The organism is Curvibacter gracilis ATCC BAA-807 (assembly GCF_000518645.1).
GTDB classification, from domain to species: Bacteria; Pseudomonadota; Gammaproteobacteria; order Burkholderiales; family Burkholderiaceae_C; genus Curvibacter; species Curvibacter gracilis.
In genome coordinates this window covers 14,092-31,246 of record NZ_JADZ01000029.1, presented here as the reverse complement: position 1 = coordinate 31,246, position 17,155 = coordinate 14,092, and the positions used below count along the sequence as shown (strand labels likewise).

The window sequence follows — 17,155 nt, the reverse complement described above, 5'->3', positions numbered from 1 at the left end:
CCGGTTGCGAGGGCTGTCCGCCAGCTGGGCTGGCGGGTGGTCTTCGGTGAGAGGTCTCATGAAAGCCATTGAAATCACCACCTACGGTGCTCCGGAGGTGTTGCAGCCTGCAGAGCGTCCCGAGCCTGTTGCGGGTGAGGGTGAGCTGCTGATCCGCGTTGCGGCCAGCGGGATCAACCGTCCTGATGTGCTGCAGCGCACCGGCAATTACCCGGTGCCGCCGGGTGCCTCGGACATTCCCGGGCTGGAAGTGGCCGGGGTGGTGGTCGCCGGTGATCCGGTGGCCATGGCCGAAGCGGGCTTTCGGGTTGGTGATGCGGTGTGTGCACTGGTGGCCGGTGGGGGTTACGCCGAGTTGTGCGTAGCACCTGTGGGTCAGTGCCTGCCGGTGCCTGAGGGCTGGACGGCTGTCGAGGCAGCCTCTTTGCCCGAGACCTTCTTCACCGTGTGGAGCAATGTCTTTGATCGTGGCCGCTTGCAGGCGGGTGAGACCCTGTTGATCCAGGGGGGCACCAGCGGCATCGGCGTCACGGCCATCCAGTTGGCCAAGGCCCGTGGGGCCCGCGTCATCGTGACGGCGGGCAGTGATGACAAATGCGCGGCCTGCCTGAAGCTGGGTGCCGACCATGCGATCAACTACAAGACCCAGGATTTCGTGCAGGTCTGCAAGGAACTCACGAATGGCCGCGGTGTGGATGTGGTGTTGGACATGGTGGCCGGGGCCTATGTGGCCCGCGAGGTCGAGTGCCTGGCGGAAGATGGCCGGATCGTGATCATTGCCGTGCAAGGTGGGGTGAAGGCCGAGTTCAATGCCGGCATGGTGCTGCGCAAGCGTCTGACCATCACGGGCTCGACCCTGCGTCCCCGTCCTGTGGCGTTCAAGGCGGCCATTGCCCGTGCTTTGCGTGAGCAGGTCTGGCCCGTGCTGGCGCGCCGTGAGATTGCCCCCATCATTTTTGCTACCTTCCCTGCTGAGCAGGCTGCCCAGGCGCATGCGCTGATGGAGTCTGGTCAGCATGTCGGAAAAATTGTTTTGACCTGGTGAATTCATGAAAAAGAAGCTGATTGCCGGCAACTGGAAAATGAATGGCAGCCTGGCTGCCAATGACGCCCTGGTGCGTGCTGTGGCCGCTGGTGTGGCTGATGCGGCCGCGGAGGTGGCGGTGTGCGTGCCGGCTCCTTATCTGGCGCAGGTGGCCGCGTTGCGTGGCACGGTGGCCCTGGGTGCGCAAGACCTGTCGGCCCACGAGTCGGGTGCCTACACCGGCGAGGTGTCGGCTGGCATGCTGCGTGATCTGGGTGTGCACTACGTGATCGTGGGGCATTCCGAACGTCGTCAATACCACGCCGAAAGCGACGAACTGGTGGCACGCAAGGCGCAACGCGCACTGGCTGCCGGCCTGGTGCCGATCGTCTGTGTCGGTGAGACGCTGGCACAGCGTGAGGCGGGTGAGACTGAGTTGGTGGTCAAGCGCCAGTTGGCAGCTGTGATCCACCTCAATGGCCATTGCATCAGTGAGATCGTGGTGGCCTATGAGCCGGTGTGGGCCATCGGCACGGGTCGCACCGCGACGCCCGAGCAGGCGCAGGCGGTGCACGCGGTGTTGCGTGCTCAACTGCAGGCGGCCACGCCGCGTGCAGACCGGGTCAAGCTGCTGTACGGCGGCAGCATGAATGCGGCCAATGCGGCTGAATTGCTGGCTCAGCCGGACATCGACGGCGGCCTGATCGGCGGGGCCTCATTGAAGGCGCCTGATTTCCTGACCATCGTGGCTGCCGCATCGGCGTTGGCCGTTTGATTTTTTATCTGGAGTTTTTATGAACATCATCACCACCATCATCCTGGCGGTACAGATGCTGGCAGCCTTGGGCATGATCGGTTTGATTCTGATTCAGCATGGCAAGGGCGCCGACATGGGTGCGGCCTTTGGCAGTGGCGGCTCGGGCAGTCTGTTTGGTGCCAGTGGCAGTGCCAACTTCCTGTCGCGCACCACGGCTGTGCTGGCAGCGGTCTTCTTTGTCTGCACGCTGGCGCTGGCCTATTTCGGCAATCTGCGTCCGGCAGCCAGCTCGGGCAGCGTGCTTGAGGGGGCTGCTGTCGTGACGCCGGCCGCCCCTGCGGCTGCGCCTGCTGCGCCGGCCGAACCGGCCAAGGGCGCGGCTGCAATTCCGACCAAATGAGCTCTTGATTTTCTGCCCGGCAACCCAAGAGGGGTGGGTTTTTCCGGGTAGAATTGACTTCTGTTCGGAAAGCCAAAACCGCAAGGTCCTCATGCCATCCGAGCAGCAACATCCCGCCGTCGTGGTGAAATTGGTAGACACGCTATCTTGAGGGGGTAGTGGCGAAAGCTGTGCGAGTTCGAGTCTCGCCGACGGCACCAAAATAAAAATCCTTCCTGTAATTCACAGGAAGGATTGCGGTGATGAAATCCTCCAGATGAACCTCGATCAATACCTCCCCGTTCTCTTGTTCATTCTGGTTGGTCTAGGCGTTGGGGTGATCCCTCAGGCGCTGGGCTACCTCCTTGGCCCGAATCGGCCTGATCCGGCCAAAAACTCCCCTTACGAGTGTGGTTTCGAAGCGTTTGAAGACGCGCGCATGAAGTTTGACGTGCGCTACTACCTCGTGGCCATCCTCTTCATTCTCTTCGACCTCGAAATTGCCTTCCTCGTCCCCTGGGCGGTGTCTCTGACCGACACCGGCTCGGGCGGCTTCTGGACCGGGGTGGTGTTCCTCATCGATCTGCTCGTGGGCTTCATCTACGCGTGGAAAAAAGGCGCGCTGGATTGGGAATGAGCGAAAGCATCAACAAGGACGCATGCAATGATTGAAGGTGTCATGAAAGAAGGCTTTGTCACCACCAGCTACGACGCGGTGGTGAACTGGGCAAAGACGGGGTCGCTGTGGCCCATGACCTTCGGGTTGGCCTGCTGCGCGGTCGAAATGATGCACGCAGCGGCTGCGCGTTACGACATCGGCCGTTTTGGTGCCGAGGTGTTCCGCGCCAGTCCGCGTCAAAGTGATTTGATGATCGTGGCCGGTACGCTTTGCAACAAAATGGCTCCGGCCTTGCGCAAGGTGTATGACCAGATGAGCGAGCCGCGCTGGGTGCTCTCCATGGGTTCCTGTGCCAACGGCGGCGGCTACTACCACTACAGCTACTCCGTGGTGCGCGGTTGCGACCGCATTGTGCCGGTGGATGTCTACGTGCCTGGCTGCCCGCCGACGGCAGAAGCCTTGATCTACGGGATCATGCAGCTGCAGCAAAAAATCCGCCGCACCAACACGATCGCTCGGGTTTGAGATAGCACCATGACACAGATTGCAATCCAGGCAGAAGCCTTGAAGGACGCGATTGTTGCCGCCTTGGGTGACAAGATCAAAACCGCGGTTGTGGCGTTGGATGAGGTCACCATCGAGGTGGCTGCTGCCGACTACCTGGCGGCCATGCAGATCCTGCGTGATGCGCCCACCTGCCGCTTTGAACAATTGGTTGACCTGTGCGGTGTGGACTACTCCACCTATGGTGATGGCACTTGGGATGGTCTGCGTTACGGCGTCGTCAGCCACCTGCTGTCGGTCAGTCTGAACCAGCGTGTGCGCGTGCGGGTCTTCTGCCCAGACGACGATGCGCCGCAGGTGGTCTCGGTCGCCGACATCTGGAACTCTGCCAACTGGTACGAGCGCGAAGCCTTCGACCTGTACGGCATCGTCTTCGAAGGGCACAACGACCTTCGTCGCATCCTGACGGACTACGGCTTCATCGGTCACCCCTTCCGCAAGGATTTCCCGATTTCCGGCCATGTCGAGATGCGCTACGACGCAGAACGCCGCCGTGTGGTGTACGAGCCCGTCACCATCGAGCCGCGGGAAATCACGCCCCGCATCATTCGTGAAGACAAGTATGGAGGCCTGCACTGAGGCGCTCTGCCTTGTGTGATGCATCATGGCTGAAATCAAAAATTACACTCTGAACTTCGGGCCTCAACACCCGGCAGCCCACGGCGTTCTGCGCCTGGTGCTGGAGTTGGACGGCGAAGTCGTTCAACGCGCTGATCCTCACATCGGTCTGCTGCACCGTGCCACTGAAAAGCTGGCCGAACACAAGACCTTCATCCAGTCGCTGCCCTACATGGACCGACTGGATTACGTGTCGATGATGAGCAACGAGCATGCCTACTGCCTGGCCATCGAAAAGCTGCTGGGTCTGGAAGTGCCGGTTCGTGCACAGTACATCCGTGTGATGTTCTCCGAGATCACCCGCCTGCTGAACCACCTGATGTGGCTGGGTTCGCACGGTAACGACATCGGCAGCTCGACCATCCTGATCTACACCTTCCGTGAACGTGAAGATCTGTTCGACATGTATGAAGCCGTGTCGGGCGCGCGCATGCATGCGGCGTACTTCCGCCCGGGTGGCGTCTACCGCGACCTGCCGGACACGATGCCGCAGTACAAGGTCAGCAAGATCAAGAACGCCAAGGCCTTGGCCGAACTCAATCAGAACCGCCAGGGTTCGATGCTTGACTTCATTGACGACTTCACGCGTCGCTTCCCGAAGTGCGTGGACGAGTACGAAAACCTGCTGACCGAAAACCGCATCTGGAAACAGCGTACCGTGGGCATCGGCGTGGTCGAGCCTGAGCGTGCCCTGAACCTCGGCATGACCGGCCCGATGCTGCGTGGCTCTGGTTTTGCCTGGGATCTGCGCAAGACGCAGCCCTACGACGTCTACGACCGCGTCGACTTCGACATCCCGGTGGGTAAGACCGGTGACAGCTACGACCGCTATCTTGTGCGTGTCGCTGAAATGCGCGAGTCCAACAAGATCATCAAGCAATGCGTGGATTGGCTGCGTGCCAACCCAGGCCCGGTGATCACGGACAACCACAAGGTGGCTCCGCCGGCCCGTGAGGCCATGAAGTCGAGCATGGAAGAGCTGATCCACCACTTCAAGCTCTTCACCGAAGGCTTCCATGTGCCCGAAGGCGAGGCCTACGCTGCCGTGGAGCACCCCAAGGGTGAGTTCGGTATTTATCTGGTGAGCGATGGCGCGAACAAGCCCTATCGCCTCAAGATCCGCGCCCCGGGTTTTGCCCATCTGGCAACCCTGGACGAAATGGCCCGCGGCCACATGCTGGCGGATGCGGTGGCCATCATTGGCACCATGGACATTGTGTTTGGAGAGATTGATCGATGATCTCTGATTCGACCAGGGCTCGTTTTGCCCGTGAAGTTGCCAAGTATCCCGCTGATCAAAAGCAGTCGGCAGTGATGGCTTGCCTGTCTATCGTTCAGCAAGAGCAGGGCTACGTCAGTGAAGACAGTGAAAAAGTCATCGCTGAGGTGCTGGAGATGCCCGTGATCGCGGTGCACGAAGTCACCACCTTCTACAACATGTACAACCAGCAGCCGGTGGGCAAGTACAAGCTCAACGTCTGCACCAACCTGCCGTGCCAGCTGCGAGACGGGTACAAGGCCTTGCACCACCTGGAGCAAAAGCTGGGCATCGCCATGGGTGAAACCACCCCGGACGGCCTGTTCACACTTCAGCAATGTGAATGCCTGGGCGCTTGCGCCGATTCGCCGGTGATGCTGGTGAATGACCGCACCATGTGCAGTTTCATGAGCAACGACAAGCTCGATCAACTGGTGGACGGCCTGCGCGCTGCCGAGGTGAAGTGATGGCCTCCGCTCAAAGCATTCTTTCCCAGTTCCAGGCCACCGGTGTCGAGACCTGCTTCCATGACCGTCATATCGGCCCGCAGATCTATGCCGGCCTGAATGGCAGCAACTGGAGCATCAAGGATTACGAAGCCCGTGGCGGCTACCAGGCTCTGCGCAAGATCCTGGCTCAAGACGGCGGCGAAGGCCTGACCCAGGACCAGGTGATTGCCACGGTCAAGGAGTCCGGCCTGCGTGGTCGTGGCGGTGCGGGTTTCCCGACCGGCCTGAAGTGGAGCTTCATGCCGCGCCAGTTCCCTGGCCAAAAATACCTCGTCTGCAATTCGGACGAAGGTGAGCCGGGTACTTGCAAAGACCGTGACATCCTGCAATTCAATCCGCACATCGTGATTGAAGGCATGATCATCGCCGCCTATGCCATGGGCATCTCGGTGGGTTACAACTACATCCACGGCGAGATCTTCCAGACCTACGAGCGCTTCGAAGAGGCCCTCGAAGAAGCCCGTGCTGCGGGTTACCTGGGCAACAACATCATGGGCAGCGCCTTCAGCTTCCAGCTGCATGCCGCCCACGGCTTTGGCGCCTACATCTGCGGCGAAGAAACCGCCTTGCTCGAATCGCTCGAAGGCAAGAAAGGCCAGCCCCGTTTCAAGCCACCGTTCCCGGCCAGCTTCGGCCTGTACGGCAAGCCCACCACGATCAACAACACCGAAACCTTTGCTGCGGTCCCCTGGATCATCCGCAACGGCGGTGCGGCCTATCTGGAATGTGGCAAGCCCAACAACGGCGGCACCAAGATCTTCTCGGTCAGTGGCGACGTCGAACGCCCCGGCAACTACGAGATTCCGCTGGGCACGCCGTTTGCCAAGTTGCTGGAACTGGCTGGTGGCGTGCGCAAGGGCCGTCAGCTGAAGGCTGTGATTCCTGGAGGCTCGTCCTCTCCCGTGCTGCCTGCGTCCATCATCATGGAATGCACCATGGATTACGACTCGATCGCCAAGGCCGGCTCGATGCTGGGTTCGGGCGCCGTGATCGTGATGGATGACTCGCGCAACATGGTCGAGAGCCTGCTGCGACTGTCCTACTTCTATTCGCATGAATCCTGTGGCCAGTGCACGCCTTGCCGCGAAGGCACAGGTTGGATGTGGCGCGTGATCGACCGCATCTGGCACGGCCAGGGTCGCGATGGCGATCTCGAATTGCTGAACTCGGTGGCTGACAACATCCAGGGCCGCACCATCTGCGCCTTGGGTGACGCCGCCGCCATGCCCGTGCGGGCCATGCTGAAGCACTTCAAGCCCGAATTCCAGGCATTGATTGAGCAAGCCAAGTCGCAAAAGACTGCGCACGCTTGATCGCGAGAGAACATATGGTTGAAATCGAACTCGACGGTCAAAAGGTAGAGGTCAATGAAGGCAGCATGGTCATGCATGCTGCTGAAAAGGCTGGCACCTACATTCCGCACTTTTGCTACCACAAGAAGCTGAGCATTGCGGCCAACTGCCGCATGTGCCTGGTGGATGTTGAAAAAGCCCCCAAGCCCATGCCCGCCTGCGCCACCCCGGTGACGCAGGGCATGATCGTCCGCACCAAGAGCGACAAGGCCATCAAGGCCCAGCAATCGGTGATGGAGTTCCTGCTGATCAACCACCCGCTGGACTGCCCGATCTGCGATCAGGGCGGCGAGTGCCAGCTGCAGGATCTGGCCGTGGGCTACGGTGGCTCTTCTTCCCGCTATGAGGAAGAAAAACGCGTGGTCTTCCACAAGGATGTCGGCCCGCTGATCTCGATGGAAGAGATGAGCCGCTGCATCCACTGCACCCGCTGCGTGCGCTTCGGCCAGGAAGTGGCCGGTGTCATGGAACTGGGCATGATCAACCGCGGTGAGCACTCCGAGATCACCACCATTGCTGGCGACACGGTGGACTCCGAGCTGTCCGGCAACATGATCGACATCTGCCCGGTCGGTGCCTTGACCAGCAAGCCCTTCCGCTACAGCGCCCGTACCTGGGAACTGTCGCGTCGCAAGAGCGTGAGCCCGCATGATTCCACCGGTGCCAACCTGATCGTCCAGGTCAAGAACCACCAGGTGTTGCGCGTTGTTCCGCTGGAGAACGATGCCGTCAACGAATGCTGGATTGCCGACCGCGACCGTTTCTCCTACGAATCGCTCAATGGCCCGGACCGTCTGACCCAGCCCATGCTGAAGCAGGGCGGCGAATGGAAGACCGTGGATTGGCAGACCGCTCTGGAGTATGTCGCCAACGGTCTGAAGCAGATCGGCACCAACCATGGTGCGGCCAGCATTGGCGCCCTGGTCAGCCCGCACAACACGGTGGAAGAGCTCTTCCTGGCCGCTCAGCTCGTGCGCGGCCTGGGCAGCGACAACATCGACTACCGTCTGCGCAACGCCGAATTCACCGCACCCGAAGGTGCTCGCTGGCTGGGCACGTCGATTGCCTCGCTGTCCGAGTTGCAACGCGTGCTGGTGGTGGGTTCGAACCTGCGCAAGGATCACCCGCTGTTTGCCCAACGCATCCGCCAGGCCGCCCGCAAGGGGGCCCAGGTTCATGCGGTGTACTCGGCCGAAGCTGATTGGGCGTTGCCTGTGGCCCAGTTCCAGGTCGCACCGGCTGCCGAGTGGCTGAACGTGCTGGCCAGCATTGCCGCTGCCGTGGCAGCCGAAAAAGGCTTGGCGGCTCCCTGGGCGGCTGAGGTGACCCCGGCCGCCGCTGCCGTGGCCAAGTCGCTGCTGGGTGGCGATCGCAAGGCCGTGCTGCTGGGCAATGCCGCAGCCCACCATGCCAACGCTTCGAGCCTGCTGGCCCTGGCCAACTGGATTGCGCGCGAGACCGGTGCTTCGGTCGGTTACCTCACCGAGGCTGCCAACACCGTGGGCGCTCAACTCGTCAAGGCTCAACCCCTGGCTGCCGGCTTCAATGCGGCCCAGATGGCTCAGGGCGCGCTGAAGGCCGCCTTGCTGCTGAACGTCGAGCCGGGTGCCGATCTGGCCGCTGGTCAAGCCGCTGTTTCGGGCCTGAACAAGGCCGAGATGGTGGTGACGCTGAGCCCCTTCAAGACCAACCTCGACATCAGCGACGTGCTGCTGCCGATCGCTCCGTTCACAGAAACCTCGGGCAGTTTCGTCAATGCCGAAGGGCGTCTGCAAAGTTTCCACGCCGTGGTCAAGCCCCTGGGCGAAACCCGTCCGGCCTGGAAGGTGCTGCGCGTGCTGGGCAACATGCTTGGTTTGAATGGTTTTGCAGATGAGTCTTCGCAAGACGTTCTGGCTCGTGCAGCGCTGGTTCCGGCCGGCAGCCAGCAGGTGGTCAGCGCTCAGCTGAGCAACGACACCGGCGCTGCCATCCGCGCCTCGGTGGCTGGCGAATCGGCTCCGGTGACGGCTTCCATCTACCAGCTTGACGGTTTGGTGCGCCGCTCGCCGTCCCTGCAATTGACGGCCGATGCACGGTCGACCACGAACGAGGTGACCGCATGATCGACGCGCTGTACAACGCCGGACTGGGCTTGCTGCCTGCCAGCTGGTGGACTGCGGCCGCCTGGCCGGTGATCTGGATTCTTCTCAAGATCGTGGCCGTGCTGGCCCCCCTGATGGGCGCTGTGGCCTACCTCACGCTGTGGGAGCGCAAGCTGCTGGGCTTCATCCAGGTCCGCTACGGCCCCAACCGCGTGGGCCCCGCCGGTCTGCTGCAGCCGATCGCCGATGCGGTCAAGCTGCTGACCAAAGAGCTGATCCGTCCTGACGCCGCCAGCAATGGTTTGTTCCGTCTGGGCCCGATCATGGCCATCATGCCGGCCCTGGCCGCCTGGGTGGCGATCCCCTTCGGTCCCGAAGTGGCTCTGACCAACCTGAACGCCGGCTTGTTGCTGGTGATGGCCATCACTTCGATCGAAGTCTATGGTGTCATCATCGCCGGCTGGGCCTCGAACTCGAAGTACGCCTTCCTGGGTGCACTGCGCGCCTCGGCTCAGATGGTGAGCTACGAAATCGCCATGGGCTTTTGCTTCCTGGTGGTGCTGATGGTGAGCGGCAGCATGAACCTGTCCGTCATCGTGGCAGGGCAGGCCAAGGGCATCGCTGCTGGCCTGGGGCTGAACTTCCTGTCGTGGAACTGGCTGCCCTTGCTGCCCATCTTCATGGTCTACCTGATCTCTGGCGTGGCAGAAACCAACCGTCACCCGTTTGACGTGGTGGAAGGTGAAGCCGAAATCGTGGCCGGTCACATGGTCGAGTACTCGGGCATGGGCTTTGCGATCTTCTTCCTGGCCGAATACGCCAGCATGTGGCTGGTCTCCATCCTGGCCGTGCTGATGTTCCTGGGCGGTTGGCTGTCGCCGATCGACCATGCCCTCTTCAACGCCGTGCCGGGCTGGATCTGGTTGGGTGCCAAGACCTTCATCGTGGTGTCCATGTTCATCTGGATCCGTGCCACTTTCCCGCGCTTCCGTTATGACCAGATCATGCGTCTGGGCTGGAAGATCTTCATCCCGGTCACCCTGGTGTGGCTGCTCGTGGTGGGTTTCTGGATGCAGAGCCCCTGGAACATCTGGAACTGAGTGGGCAAGAACATGACAGTCGCTGCAGCTTCCCCTTTTTCGCTCACGGACTTCCTGAAGAGCTTCATGCTTTTCGAGTTGTTCAAGGGCATGGCCATGACGGGCCGTTACGCCTTCAAACGCAAGGTGACGGTTCAGTTCCCCGAGGAAAAAACGCCTCTTTCGCCGCGCTTCCGTGGCCTGCACGCCTTGCGCCGTTACGACAACGGTGAGGAGCGCTGCATTGCCTGCAAGCTGTGCGAAGCGGTCTGCCCGGCCATGGCCATCACCATCGAATCCGATGTGCGTGCCGATGGTTCGCGTCGCACCACGCGCTACGACATCGATCTGACCAAATGCATCTTCTGCGGTTTTTGCGAAGAAAGCTGCCCGGTGGATTCGATCGTGGAAACCCATATTTTTGAGTACCACGGTGAAAAGCGGGGCGACCTGTACTTCACCAAAGACATGCTGTTGGCGGTGGGCGACCGTTACGAGAGCGATATTGCGGCTGCCAAGGCGGCAGACGCGAAATACCGTTGATCAGCTTCCTCGCCTGAACCCTGAAAAGATCTGATTCATGGACGCCAAGACTGGTTTCTTCTATCTCTTCTCGGTGGTGCTGCTTTTTGCGGCCTTCCGAGTGATCACAGCGCGCAACCCCGTGCACGCTGTCCTCTACCTCATGCTGGCCTTCTCGCAGGCCTCGGCCATCTGGCTGCTGCTCAAGGCCGAGTTCCTGGCCATTGCCCTGGTTCTTGTCTACCTGGGGGCGGTGATGGTGCTGTTCCTGTTCGTCGTGATGATGCTCGATATCGATGTCGACAGCATGCGCAAAGGATTTTGGAAACATTTCCCCCTGGCCGCCCTGATGGGTGCCGTGGTGGCCCTGGAAATGGCTGGTGTCCTGCTGGGTGGTTTCCGTCTGACCGAAGAACCTGCCACGGCCGCCATGGCCGAAGCCGCGGCCAAGGGTGTTCAGTACTCCAACGCCCAGGAAGTCGGCAAGCTGCTCTACACGCAGTATGTCTACCCGATTGAAATTGCCGCCGTGATCCTGCTGGTGGCCATGATCACGGCCATTGCATTGACCCTGCGTCAGCGCAAGGACAGCAAGTTCGTCGATGCCTCCGAGCAGGTGCGCGTCAAGGCCCGTGATCGCATGCAGCTGGTGAAGGTGGCTGCCACCCGCAAGGCTGAAGCGACACCCGCCGCTGAACCGGAGAAAGCCAAATGACACTGACCCTTGGACACTTTCTTTCGATCGGTGCCGTGCTGTTTGCGCTGTCGGTGATCGGGATTTTTCTGAATCGCAAGAACTTGATCGTTCTGCTCATGGCCATCGAGCTGATGCTGCTGGCCGTCAACATGAACTTCGTCGCCTTCTCCCATTTCCTGGGTGATGTGCACGGTCAGGTGTTCGTGTTCTTCATCCTGACCGTTGCGGCCGCTGAGTCCGCCATCGGTCTGGCGATCCTGGTGCTCCTGTTCCGTAACAAGAACAGCATCAATGTCGATGAACTCAACACGCTCAAAGGCTAACCAGAGAATCCAACAATGAGCGCAACGCTTTCTGCATCCACACTGCTGGCGGTGCCGCTGGCACCGCTGGCCGGGTCGATCCTGGCCGGGATTTTTGGCACGGCGTTCGGCGGCAACTGGATTGGTCGCCGCCTGAGCCACTCGCTGACCATCCTGGGCGTGTTCGTCGCCTTCGTGCTGTCGGCCCTCACCTTCAAGAGCGTGGCTTTTGAAGGGGCTCGCTTCAGCGAAACCCTGTACACCTGGATGGTGGTCGGTGGCCTGAAGATGGAGGTCGGTTTCCTCATCGACAGCCTGACGGCCATGATGATGTGCGTCGTGACCTTCGTGTCGCTGATGGTGCACATCTACACCATCGGCTACATGGAAGAAGACGAAGGCTACAACCGCTTCTTTGCCTACATCTCGTTGTTCACCTTCTCCATGCTGATGCTCGTGATGAGCAACAACATGCTGCAGCTGTTCTTCGGTTGGGAGGCTGTGGGTCTGGTGTCCTACCTGCTGATCGGCTTCTGGTTCAACAAGCCGACGGCCATCTTCGCCAACATGAAGGCGTTCCTGGTGAACCGGGTGGGCGACTTCGGCTTCATCCTGGGCATTGGCCTGCTGGCTGCCTACGGTGGCACCTTGAACTACGCCGAGACCTTTGCCAAGGCCGACGAACTCGCCAAGCTGACCTTCCCGGGCACCGACTGGATGCTGATCACCGTGGCGTGCATCTGCCTGTTCATCGGGGCCATGGGCAAGAGCGCCCAGTTCCCGCTGCACGTCTGGCTGCCGGACTCGATGGAAGGCCCGACCCCGATTTCCGCCCTGATCCACGCGGCCACCATGGTGACCGCCGGTATCTTCATGGTGGCTCGCATGTCGCCGCTGTTTGAGCTCAGCGACACGGCTCTGAACTTCATCATGGTGATCGGTGCGATCACAGCGTTGTTCATGGGCTTCCTGGGCATCATCCAGAACGACATCAAGCGCGTGGTGGCCTACTCGACCCTGTCGCAGCTCGGTTACATGACTGTGGCCCTGGGCGCTTCGGCCTACTCCGTGGCAGTGTTCCACCTGATGACGCACGCTTTCTTCAAGGCGCTGCTGTTCCTTGCTGCAGGCTCGGTCATCATGGGCATGCACCACAACCAGGACATCCGCTGGATGGGTGGTGTTCGCAAGTACATGCCCATCACCTGGATCACCTCGCTGATCGGTTCGCTGGCTTTGATCGGTACGCCGTTCTTCGCAGGCTTCTACTCCAAGGACAGCATCATCGAAGCGGTGCATGAGAGCCATCTGCCTGCCGCTGGCTTTGCCTCGTTCGCGGTGCTGGCCGGTGTGTTCGTCACGGCTTTCTATTCGTTCCGCCTCTACTTCCTGGTCTTCCACGGCAAAGAGCGTTTCGACCAGAACCCGGATGCCCACCACGGTCACGACGACCATGGTCACCACGATGACCACCATGAGCCGCATGAATCGCCCTGGGTGGTGACCTTGCCGCTGGTGTTGCTGGCCATCCCTTCCGTGATCATCGGTTACATCGGCATCGAGCCCATGCTGTTCGGTGACTTCTTCAAGGACGTGATCTTTGTGGACGGCGAAAAGCACCAGGTGATGGAAGAACTGGCCCATGCCTTCCACGGCTCGGCTGCCATGGCCCTGCACGCTGTCAGCACGGCCCCGTTCTGGCTGGCCCTGGCGGGTGTGGCACTGTCCTACTACATGTACATGATCAACCCGGCGTTGCCCGCGGCGATCAAGTCGGCCTGCAAGCCGATCTACAACCTGCTCGAGAACAAGTACTACCTCGACTGGATCAACGAAAACATCATCGCCCGCGGTGCGCGTGGCCTGGGTCTGGGTCTGTGGAAGGCCGGTGACCAAGCCATCATCGACGGCGCGGTGGTCAATGGCTCCTGGAAGCTGGTCGGTTGGGTCGCTGGCTTGGTGCGCTGGGTCCAATCCGGCTACATCTATCACTATGCGCTGGTGATGATCCTGGGTGTGTTTGTCTTCATGACGTATTTCGTCTGGCTCAACAAGTAGGAGAAAAACAAAAATGGGATTGTTGAGTCTTGCAATCTGGACACCGATCGTTTTTGGTGTCGTGCTGCTGGCCCTGGGCCGGGATGAACACGCCAAGGTGGTCCGTTGGATCGCCTTGATCGGCGCAGTCTGCGGTCTGCTGGTCACCTGGCCCTTGTACACGGGCTTCGAGATCGGAACCTCGGCCATGCAGTTTGTTGAAAACGTGAGTTGGATCGAGCGTTTCAACATCCATTACCACCTGGGTCTCGACGGGATTTCCTTCTGGTTCGTGCCTTTGACCGCTTTCATCACCGTGATCGTCGTGATCGCGGGCTGGGAAGTGATCACCGAGCGTGTCAACCAGTACATGGGCGCCTTCCTGATCCTCAGCGGTCTGATGATTGGTGTGTTTTCCGCACTGGATGGCATGCTGTTCTACGTGTTCTTCGAAGCCACGCTGATCCCGATGTACCTGATCATCGGTATCTGGGGTGGTCCGAACAAGATCTACGCCGCGTTCAAGTTCTTCCTGTACACCTTGCTCGGCTCGCTGCTGACGCTGGTGGCCCTGATCTACCTGTACGCCGCCTCGGGTGGCAGCTTTGACATCCAGACCTGGCACAAGCTGCCGCTGGGTTCGACCGCGCAGACCCTGCTGTTCTTTGCCTTCTTCGCCGCTTTTGCCGTGAAGGTGCCGATGTGGCCGGTGCACACCTGGCTGCCCGATGTGCACGTGGAAGCCCCCACCGGTGGTTCTGCCGTGCTGGCCGCCATCATGCTGAAGCTGGGCGCCTATGGCTTCCTGCGCTTCTCGATGCCCATCGCCCCCGACGCCTCGCGTGAGTGGGCCTGGTTGATCATCGGTCTGTCGCTGACGGCGGTGATCTATGTCGGCCTGGTGGCCATGGTCCAGAAGGACATGAAGAAGCTGGTGGCTTACTCGTCCGTGGCGCACATGGGCTTTGTGACCCTGGGCTTCTTCATCTTCAACGACCTCGGCGTGGCCGGTGGTCTGGTGCAGATGATTGCCCACGGTTTTGTGTCGGGCGCGATGTTCCTGAGCATCGGCGTGCTGTACGACCGTGTCCACTCGCGTGAGATCGCCAGCTACGGTGGTGTGGTGAACACCATGCCGAAGTTCGCAGCCTTCGCCTTGCTGTTCTCGATGGCCAACTGCGGCCTGCCGGGCACCGCTGGTTTCGTGGGCGAGTGGATGGTGATCCTGGGGGCCGTGCAGTCCAACTTCTGGTTGGGTCTGCTGGCTGCCTCGGCCTTGATCTTCGGCGCGGCTTACACCCTGTGGATGTTCAAACGCGTCTACCTGGGCCCCGTGACCAATGACCATGTGCGCGAACTGACGGACATCAACGCCCGTGAGTTCCTGATCATGACCCTGCTGGCGATTGCTGTTCTGGCAATGGGTCTGTACCCCAAGCCTTTCACCGATGTGATGAACGCGTCGGTCACTGACTTGCTGCAACACGTCGCAGCCTCGAAGCTGAACTGACCAGCCTGACCAGAGAGAAACGAGATGATTGACAAACTCAGCTGGATCACGATCTACCCAGAGGTCATTTTGCTGGCCATGGCCAGCGTGATCGCCATTCTCGACCTGGGCGTGAGCAGCCCGCGTCGCACCGCCACCTACCTGCTGACCGTGATCACCCTGGTGGTGGTGGCGGGCATGCAGGCCCTGTATGCTGACAGCGGTCAGACCTTCTATGGCTTCAACGGCATGGTGGTCAGCGACCCGATGGGCAACTGGCTCAAGTGCTTTGCCTCAGTCGCTGTGCTGGTGACCCTGGTTTATGGTCGCCCTTACGCCTCTGAGCGCGGCATGCTGCGCGGGGGCGAACTGTTCACGCTGAGCCTGTTCGCCTTGCTCGGCATGTTCGTGATGATCTCGGGCAACAACTTCCTGCTGATCTACCTCGGCCTGGAACTGCTCACCCTGTCGAGCTATGCCCTGGTGGCGCTGCGTCGTGACCATGCCACCTCCTCCGAAGCGGCCATGAAGTACTTCGTGCTGGGTGCTCTGGCCAGTGGTTTCCTGCTCTACGGTCTGTCCATGTTGTATGGCGCCACCGGCTCGCTGGACCTGGGTCAGGTGTTCAAGGCCGTGGGCTCGGGCCAGGTGGATCATCAGGTGCTGGTCTTCGGTCTGGTCTTTGTGGTGGCCGGTCTGGCCTTCAAGCTCGGTGTGGTGCCTTTCCACATGTGGGTGCCTGATGTGTACCAGGGTGCGCCGACTGCTGTCACCCTGATGATCGGTGGAGCACCCAAATTTGCGGCTTTTGCCATCGTGATTCGCCTGCTGGTGGAAGGCCTGCTGCCGCTGGCCATCGATTGGCAGCAGATGCTGCTGGTGTTGTCGGTCTGCTCCTTGCTGATCGGTAACTTGGTGGGGGTGGTTCAGACCAACCTCAAGCGCATGCTGGCCTACTCGACGATTTCCCAGATGGGTTTTGTCCTGCTCGGTTTGATCCCCGGTGTGGTCAATGGCACCACTTTGCCGGCGGCCAATGCCTACAGCTCGGCGATGTTCTACGTGGTCGTCTACGTGTTGACCACCTTGGCCACCTTCGGTGTGATCCTGCTGCTGGCCCGTGAGGGTTTCGAGAGCGAAGAGATCTCCGATCTGGCTGGCCTCAACCAGCGCAGCCCCTTCTACGCCGCGGTGATGTCGGTGTGCCTGTTCTCGATGGCTGGTATTCCTCCGTTGGCAGGCTTCTACGCCAAGCTGTCGGTGCTCCAGGCCTTGGTGACCACGGGTGAAAATGGCTACATCGCCCTGGCTGTGTTTGCGGTGCTGATGTCCTTGATCGGTGCTTTCTACTACCTGCGCGTGGTCAAGGTCATGTACTTTGACCAGCCTCTGACGGCCACCACCGTGTCAGCACCGGCTGACGTGCGGATCGTGATGTCGATCAACGCTGCGCTGATCCTGGTGCTGGGTCTGTTGCCTGGTGGCCTGATGGCCCTCTGTGCCCGCGCCATCGTGCTGACGCTGGGTTCCTGAGTCGGCCTGTGAACCAGACGGTTTCTGTTTGGCTGGTCATTTTGGCGGCATTGCTTGCCGCCAATCTGCCCTTTGTGAATCACCGCCTGCTGGCGGTGATTCCGTTTGCAGCAGACAAAGCCTTGCCCTGGCGTCTGCTGGAGCTGGTGTTCTTTTATGGTCTGGTGGGTGTTTTTGCCTGGGGCATGGAGCAAAGTGCCGGTCAGGCTGCCCCGCAAGGGTGGGAGTTCTATGCGACCACGTTTTGCCTGTTCCTCACGCTGGCCTTTCCGGGCTTTGTGTACCGCTATCTTCTCAAGCACCGCCGCGGCGCCTGATTCAGGTTTTCCGTC

General features: G+C 60.6%; 18 protein-coding genes and 1 tRNA gene. All 19 read left to right on the top strand.

Features of this window, described 5'->3' with window-relative positions; all coding sequences use genetic code 11:
- Nucleotides 1-58 precede the first annotated feature (58 nt).
- The 19 genes from L880_RS0120105 (at nucleotide 59) to L880_RS0120015 (ending at nucleotide 17,140) form a co-directional block, all read left to right on the top strand.
- Nucleotides 59-1,045 (top strand): NAD(P)H-quinone oxidoreductase, encoded by a 987-nt coding sequence (locus tag L880_RS0120105; RefSeq protein ID WP_027477202.1) that lies wholly within the window; start codon nucleotides 59-61, stop codon nucleotides 1,043-1,045.
- Between the two features lie 4 nt (nucleotides 1,046-1,049).
- Nucleotides 1,050-1,799, top strand: coding sequence for a triose-phosphate isomerase (tpiA, locus tag L880_RS0120100; protein WP_027477201.1), 750 nt, complete (start codon nucleotides 1,050-1,052; stop codon nucleotides 1,797-1,799).
- Nucleotides 1,800-1,818: 19 nt separating this feature from the next.
- On the top strand, nucleotides 1,819-2,181 hold the full coding sequence (gene secG, locus L880_RS0120095; protein ID WP_027477200.1) for a preprotein translocase subunit SecG: 363 nt from the start codon (nucleotides 1,819-1,821) through the stop codon (nucleotides 2,179-2,181).
- A 115-nt stretch (nucleotides 2,182-2,296) separates the two neighbouring features.
- A tRNA-Leu gene (locus tag L880_RS0120090) sits at nucleotides 2,297-2,381 on the top strand.
- A 56-nt stretch (nucleotides 2,382-2,437) separates the two neighbouring features.
- Nucleotides 2,438-2,797 (top strand): NADH-quinone oxidoreductase subunit A, encoded by a 360-nt coding sequence (locus L880_RS0120085; RefSeq protein WP_019577576.1) that lies wholly within the window; start codon nucleotides 2,438-2,440, stop codon nucleotides 2,795-2,797.
- A 27-nt stretch (nucleotides 2,798-2,824) separates the two neighbouring features.
- Nucleotides 2,825-3,304 (top strand): NuoB/complex I 20 kDa subunit family protein, encoded by a 480-nt coding sequence (locus tag L880_RS0120080; RefSeq protein ID WP_019577575.1) that lies wholly within the window; start codon nucleotides 2,825-2,827, stop codon nucleotides 3,302-3,304.
- A gap of 9 nt (nucleotides 3,305-3,313) precedes the next feature.
- Nucleotides 3,314-3,922, top strand: coding sequence for an NADH-quinone oxidoreductase subunit C (locus L880_RS0120075; protein ID WP_019577574.1), 609 nt, complete (start codon nucleotides 3,314-3,316; stop codon nucleotides 3,920-3,922).
- A 25-nt stretch (nucleotides 3,923-3,947) separates the two neighbouring features.
- On the top strand, nucleotides 3,948-5,201 hold the full coding sequence (locus L880_RS0120070; protein WP_027477199.1) for an NADH-quinone oxidoreductase subunit D: 1,254 nt from the start codon (nucleotides 3,948-3,950) through the stop codon (nucleotides 5,199-5,201).
- On the top strand, nucleotides 5,198-5,686 hold the full coding sequence (gene nuoE / locus L880_RS0120065) for an NADH-quinone oxidoreductase subunit NuoE (protein ID WP_027477198.1): 489 nt from the start codon (nucleotides 5,198-5,200) through the stop codon (nucleotides 5,684-5,686). Before L880_RS0120070 ends, nuoE begins: the two co-directional genes overlap by 4 nt.
- Nucleotides 5,686-7,041 carry an NADH-quinone oxidoreductase subunit NuoF gene (nuoF, locus tag L880_RS0120060; protein ID WP_027477197.1) on the top strand — a complete coding sequence of 452 codons (1,356 nt, stop codon included), beginning with the start codon at nucleotides 5,686-5,688 and terminating at the stop codon, nucleotides 7,039-7,041. Before nuoE ends, nuoF begins: the two co-directional genes overlap by 1 nt.
- Nucleotides 7,042-7,055: 14 nt before the next feature.
- Nucleotides 7,056-9,185, top strand: a complete 2,130-nt coding sequence (gene nuoG, locus L880_RS0120055) for an NADH-quinone oxidoreductase subunit NuoG (RefSeq protein ID WP_027477196.1) — start codon at nucleotides 7,056-7,058, stop codon at nucleotides 9,183-9,185.
- Nucleotides 9,182-10,264 (top strand): NADH-quinone oxidoreductase subunit NuoH, encoded by a 1,083-nt coding sequence (gene nuoH, locus L880_RS0120050; protein ID WP_027477195.1) that lies wholly within the window; start codon nucleotides 9,182-9,184, stop codon nucleotides 10,262-10,264. The genes nuoG and nuoH overlap by 4 nt, the downstream gene beginning before the upstream one ends.
- Before the next feature lie 12 nt (nucleotides 10,265-10,276).
- Nucleotides 10,277-10,786: an NADH-quinone oxidoreductase subunit NuoI gene (gene nuoI / locus L880_RS0120045; protein WP_027477194.1), complete on the top strand. Its 510-nt coding sequence runs from the start codon at nucleotides 10,277-10,279 to the stop codon at nucleotides 10,784-10,786.
- Nucleotides 10,787-10,823: 37 nt separating this feature from the next.
- A complete protein-coding gene (locus tag L880_RS0120040) occupies nucleotides 10,824-11,480 on the top strand; it encodes an NADH-quinone oxidoreductase subunit J (RefSeq protein ID WP_027477193.1) in 657 nt (218 codons plus the stop codon).
- Complete coding sequence (nuoK, locus tag L880_RS0120035) at nucleotides 11,477-11,785, top strand: NADH-quinone oxidoreductase subunit NuoK (RefSeq protein ID WP_019577566.1); 309 nt, start codon at nucleotides 11,477-11,479, stop codon at nucleotides 11,783-11,785. Before L880_RS0120040 ends, nuoK begins: the two co-directional genes overlap by 4 nt.
- A gap of 15 nt (nucleotides 11,786-11,800) precedes the next feature.
- A complete protein-coding gene (gene nuoL / locus L880_RS0120030) occupies nucleotides 11,801-13,822 on the top strand; it encodes an NADH-quinone oxidoreductase subunit L (RefSeq protein ID WP_027477192.1) in 2,022 nt (673 codons plus the stop codon).
- Between the two features lie 13 nt (nucleotides 13,823-13,835).
- On the top strand, nucleotides 13,836-15,311 hold the full coding sequence (locus L880_RS0120025) for an NADH-quinone oxidoreductase subunit M (protein WP_027477191.1): 1,476 nt from the start codon (nucleotides 13,836-13,838) through the stop codon (nucleotides 15,309-15,311).
- Between the two features lie 24 nt (nucleotides 15,312-15,335).
- Complete coding sequence (gene nuoN / locus L880_RS0120020; protein ID WP_027477190.1) at nucleotides 15,336-16,823, top strand: NADH-quinone oxidoreductase subunit NuoN; 1,488 nt, start codon at nucleotides 15,336-15,338, stop codon at nucleotides 16,821-16,823.
- A gap of 8 nt (nucleotides 16,824-16,831) precedes the next feature.
- Nucleotides 16,832-17,140 carry a DUF2818 family protein gene (locus tag L880_RS0120015; protein ID WP_027477189.1) on the top strand — a complete coding sequence of 103 codons (309 nt, stop codon included), beginning with the start codon at nucleotides 16,832-16,834 and terminating at the stop codon, nucleotides 17,138-17,140.
- Nucleotides 17,141-17,155 lie beyond the last annotated feature (15 nt).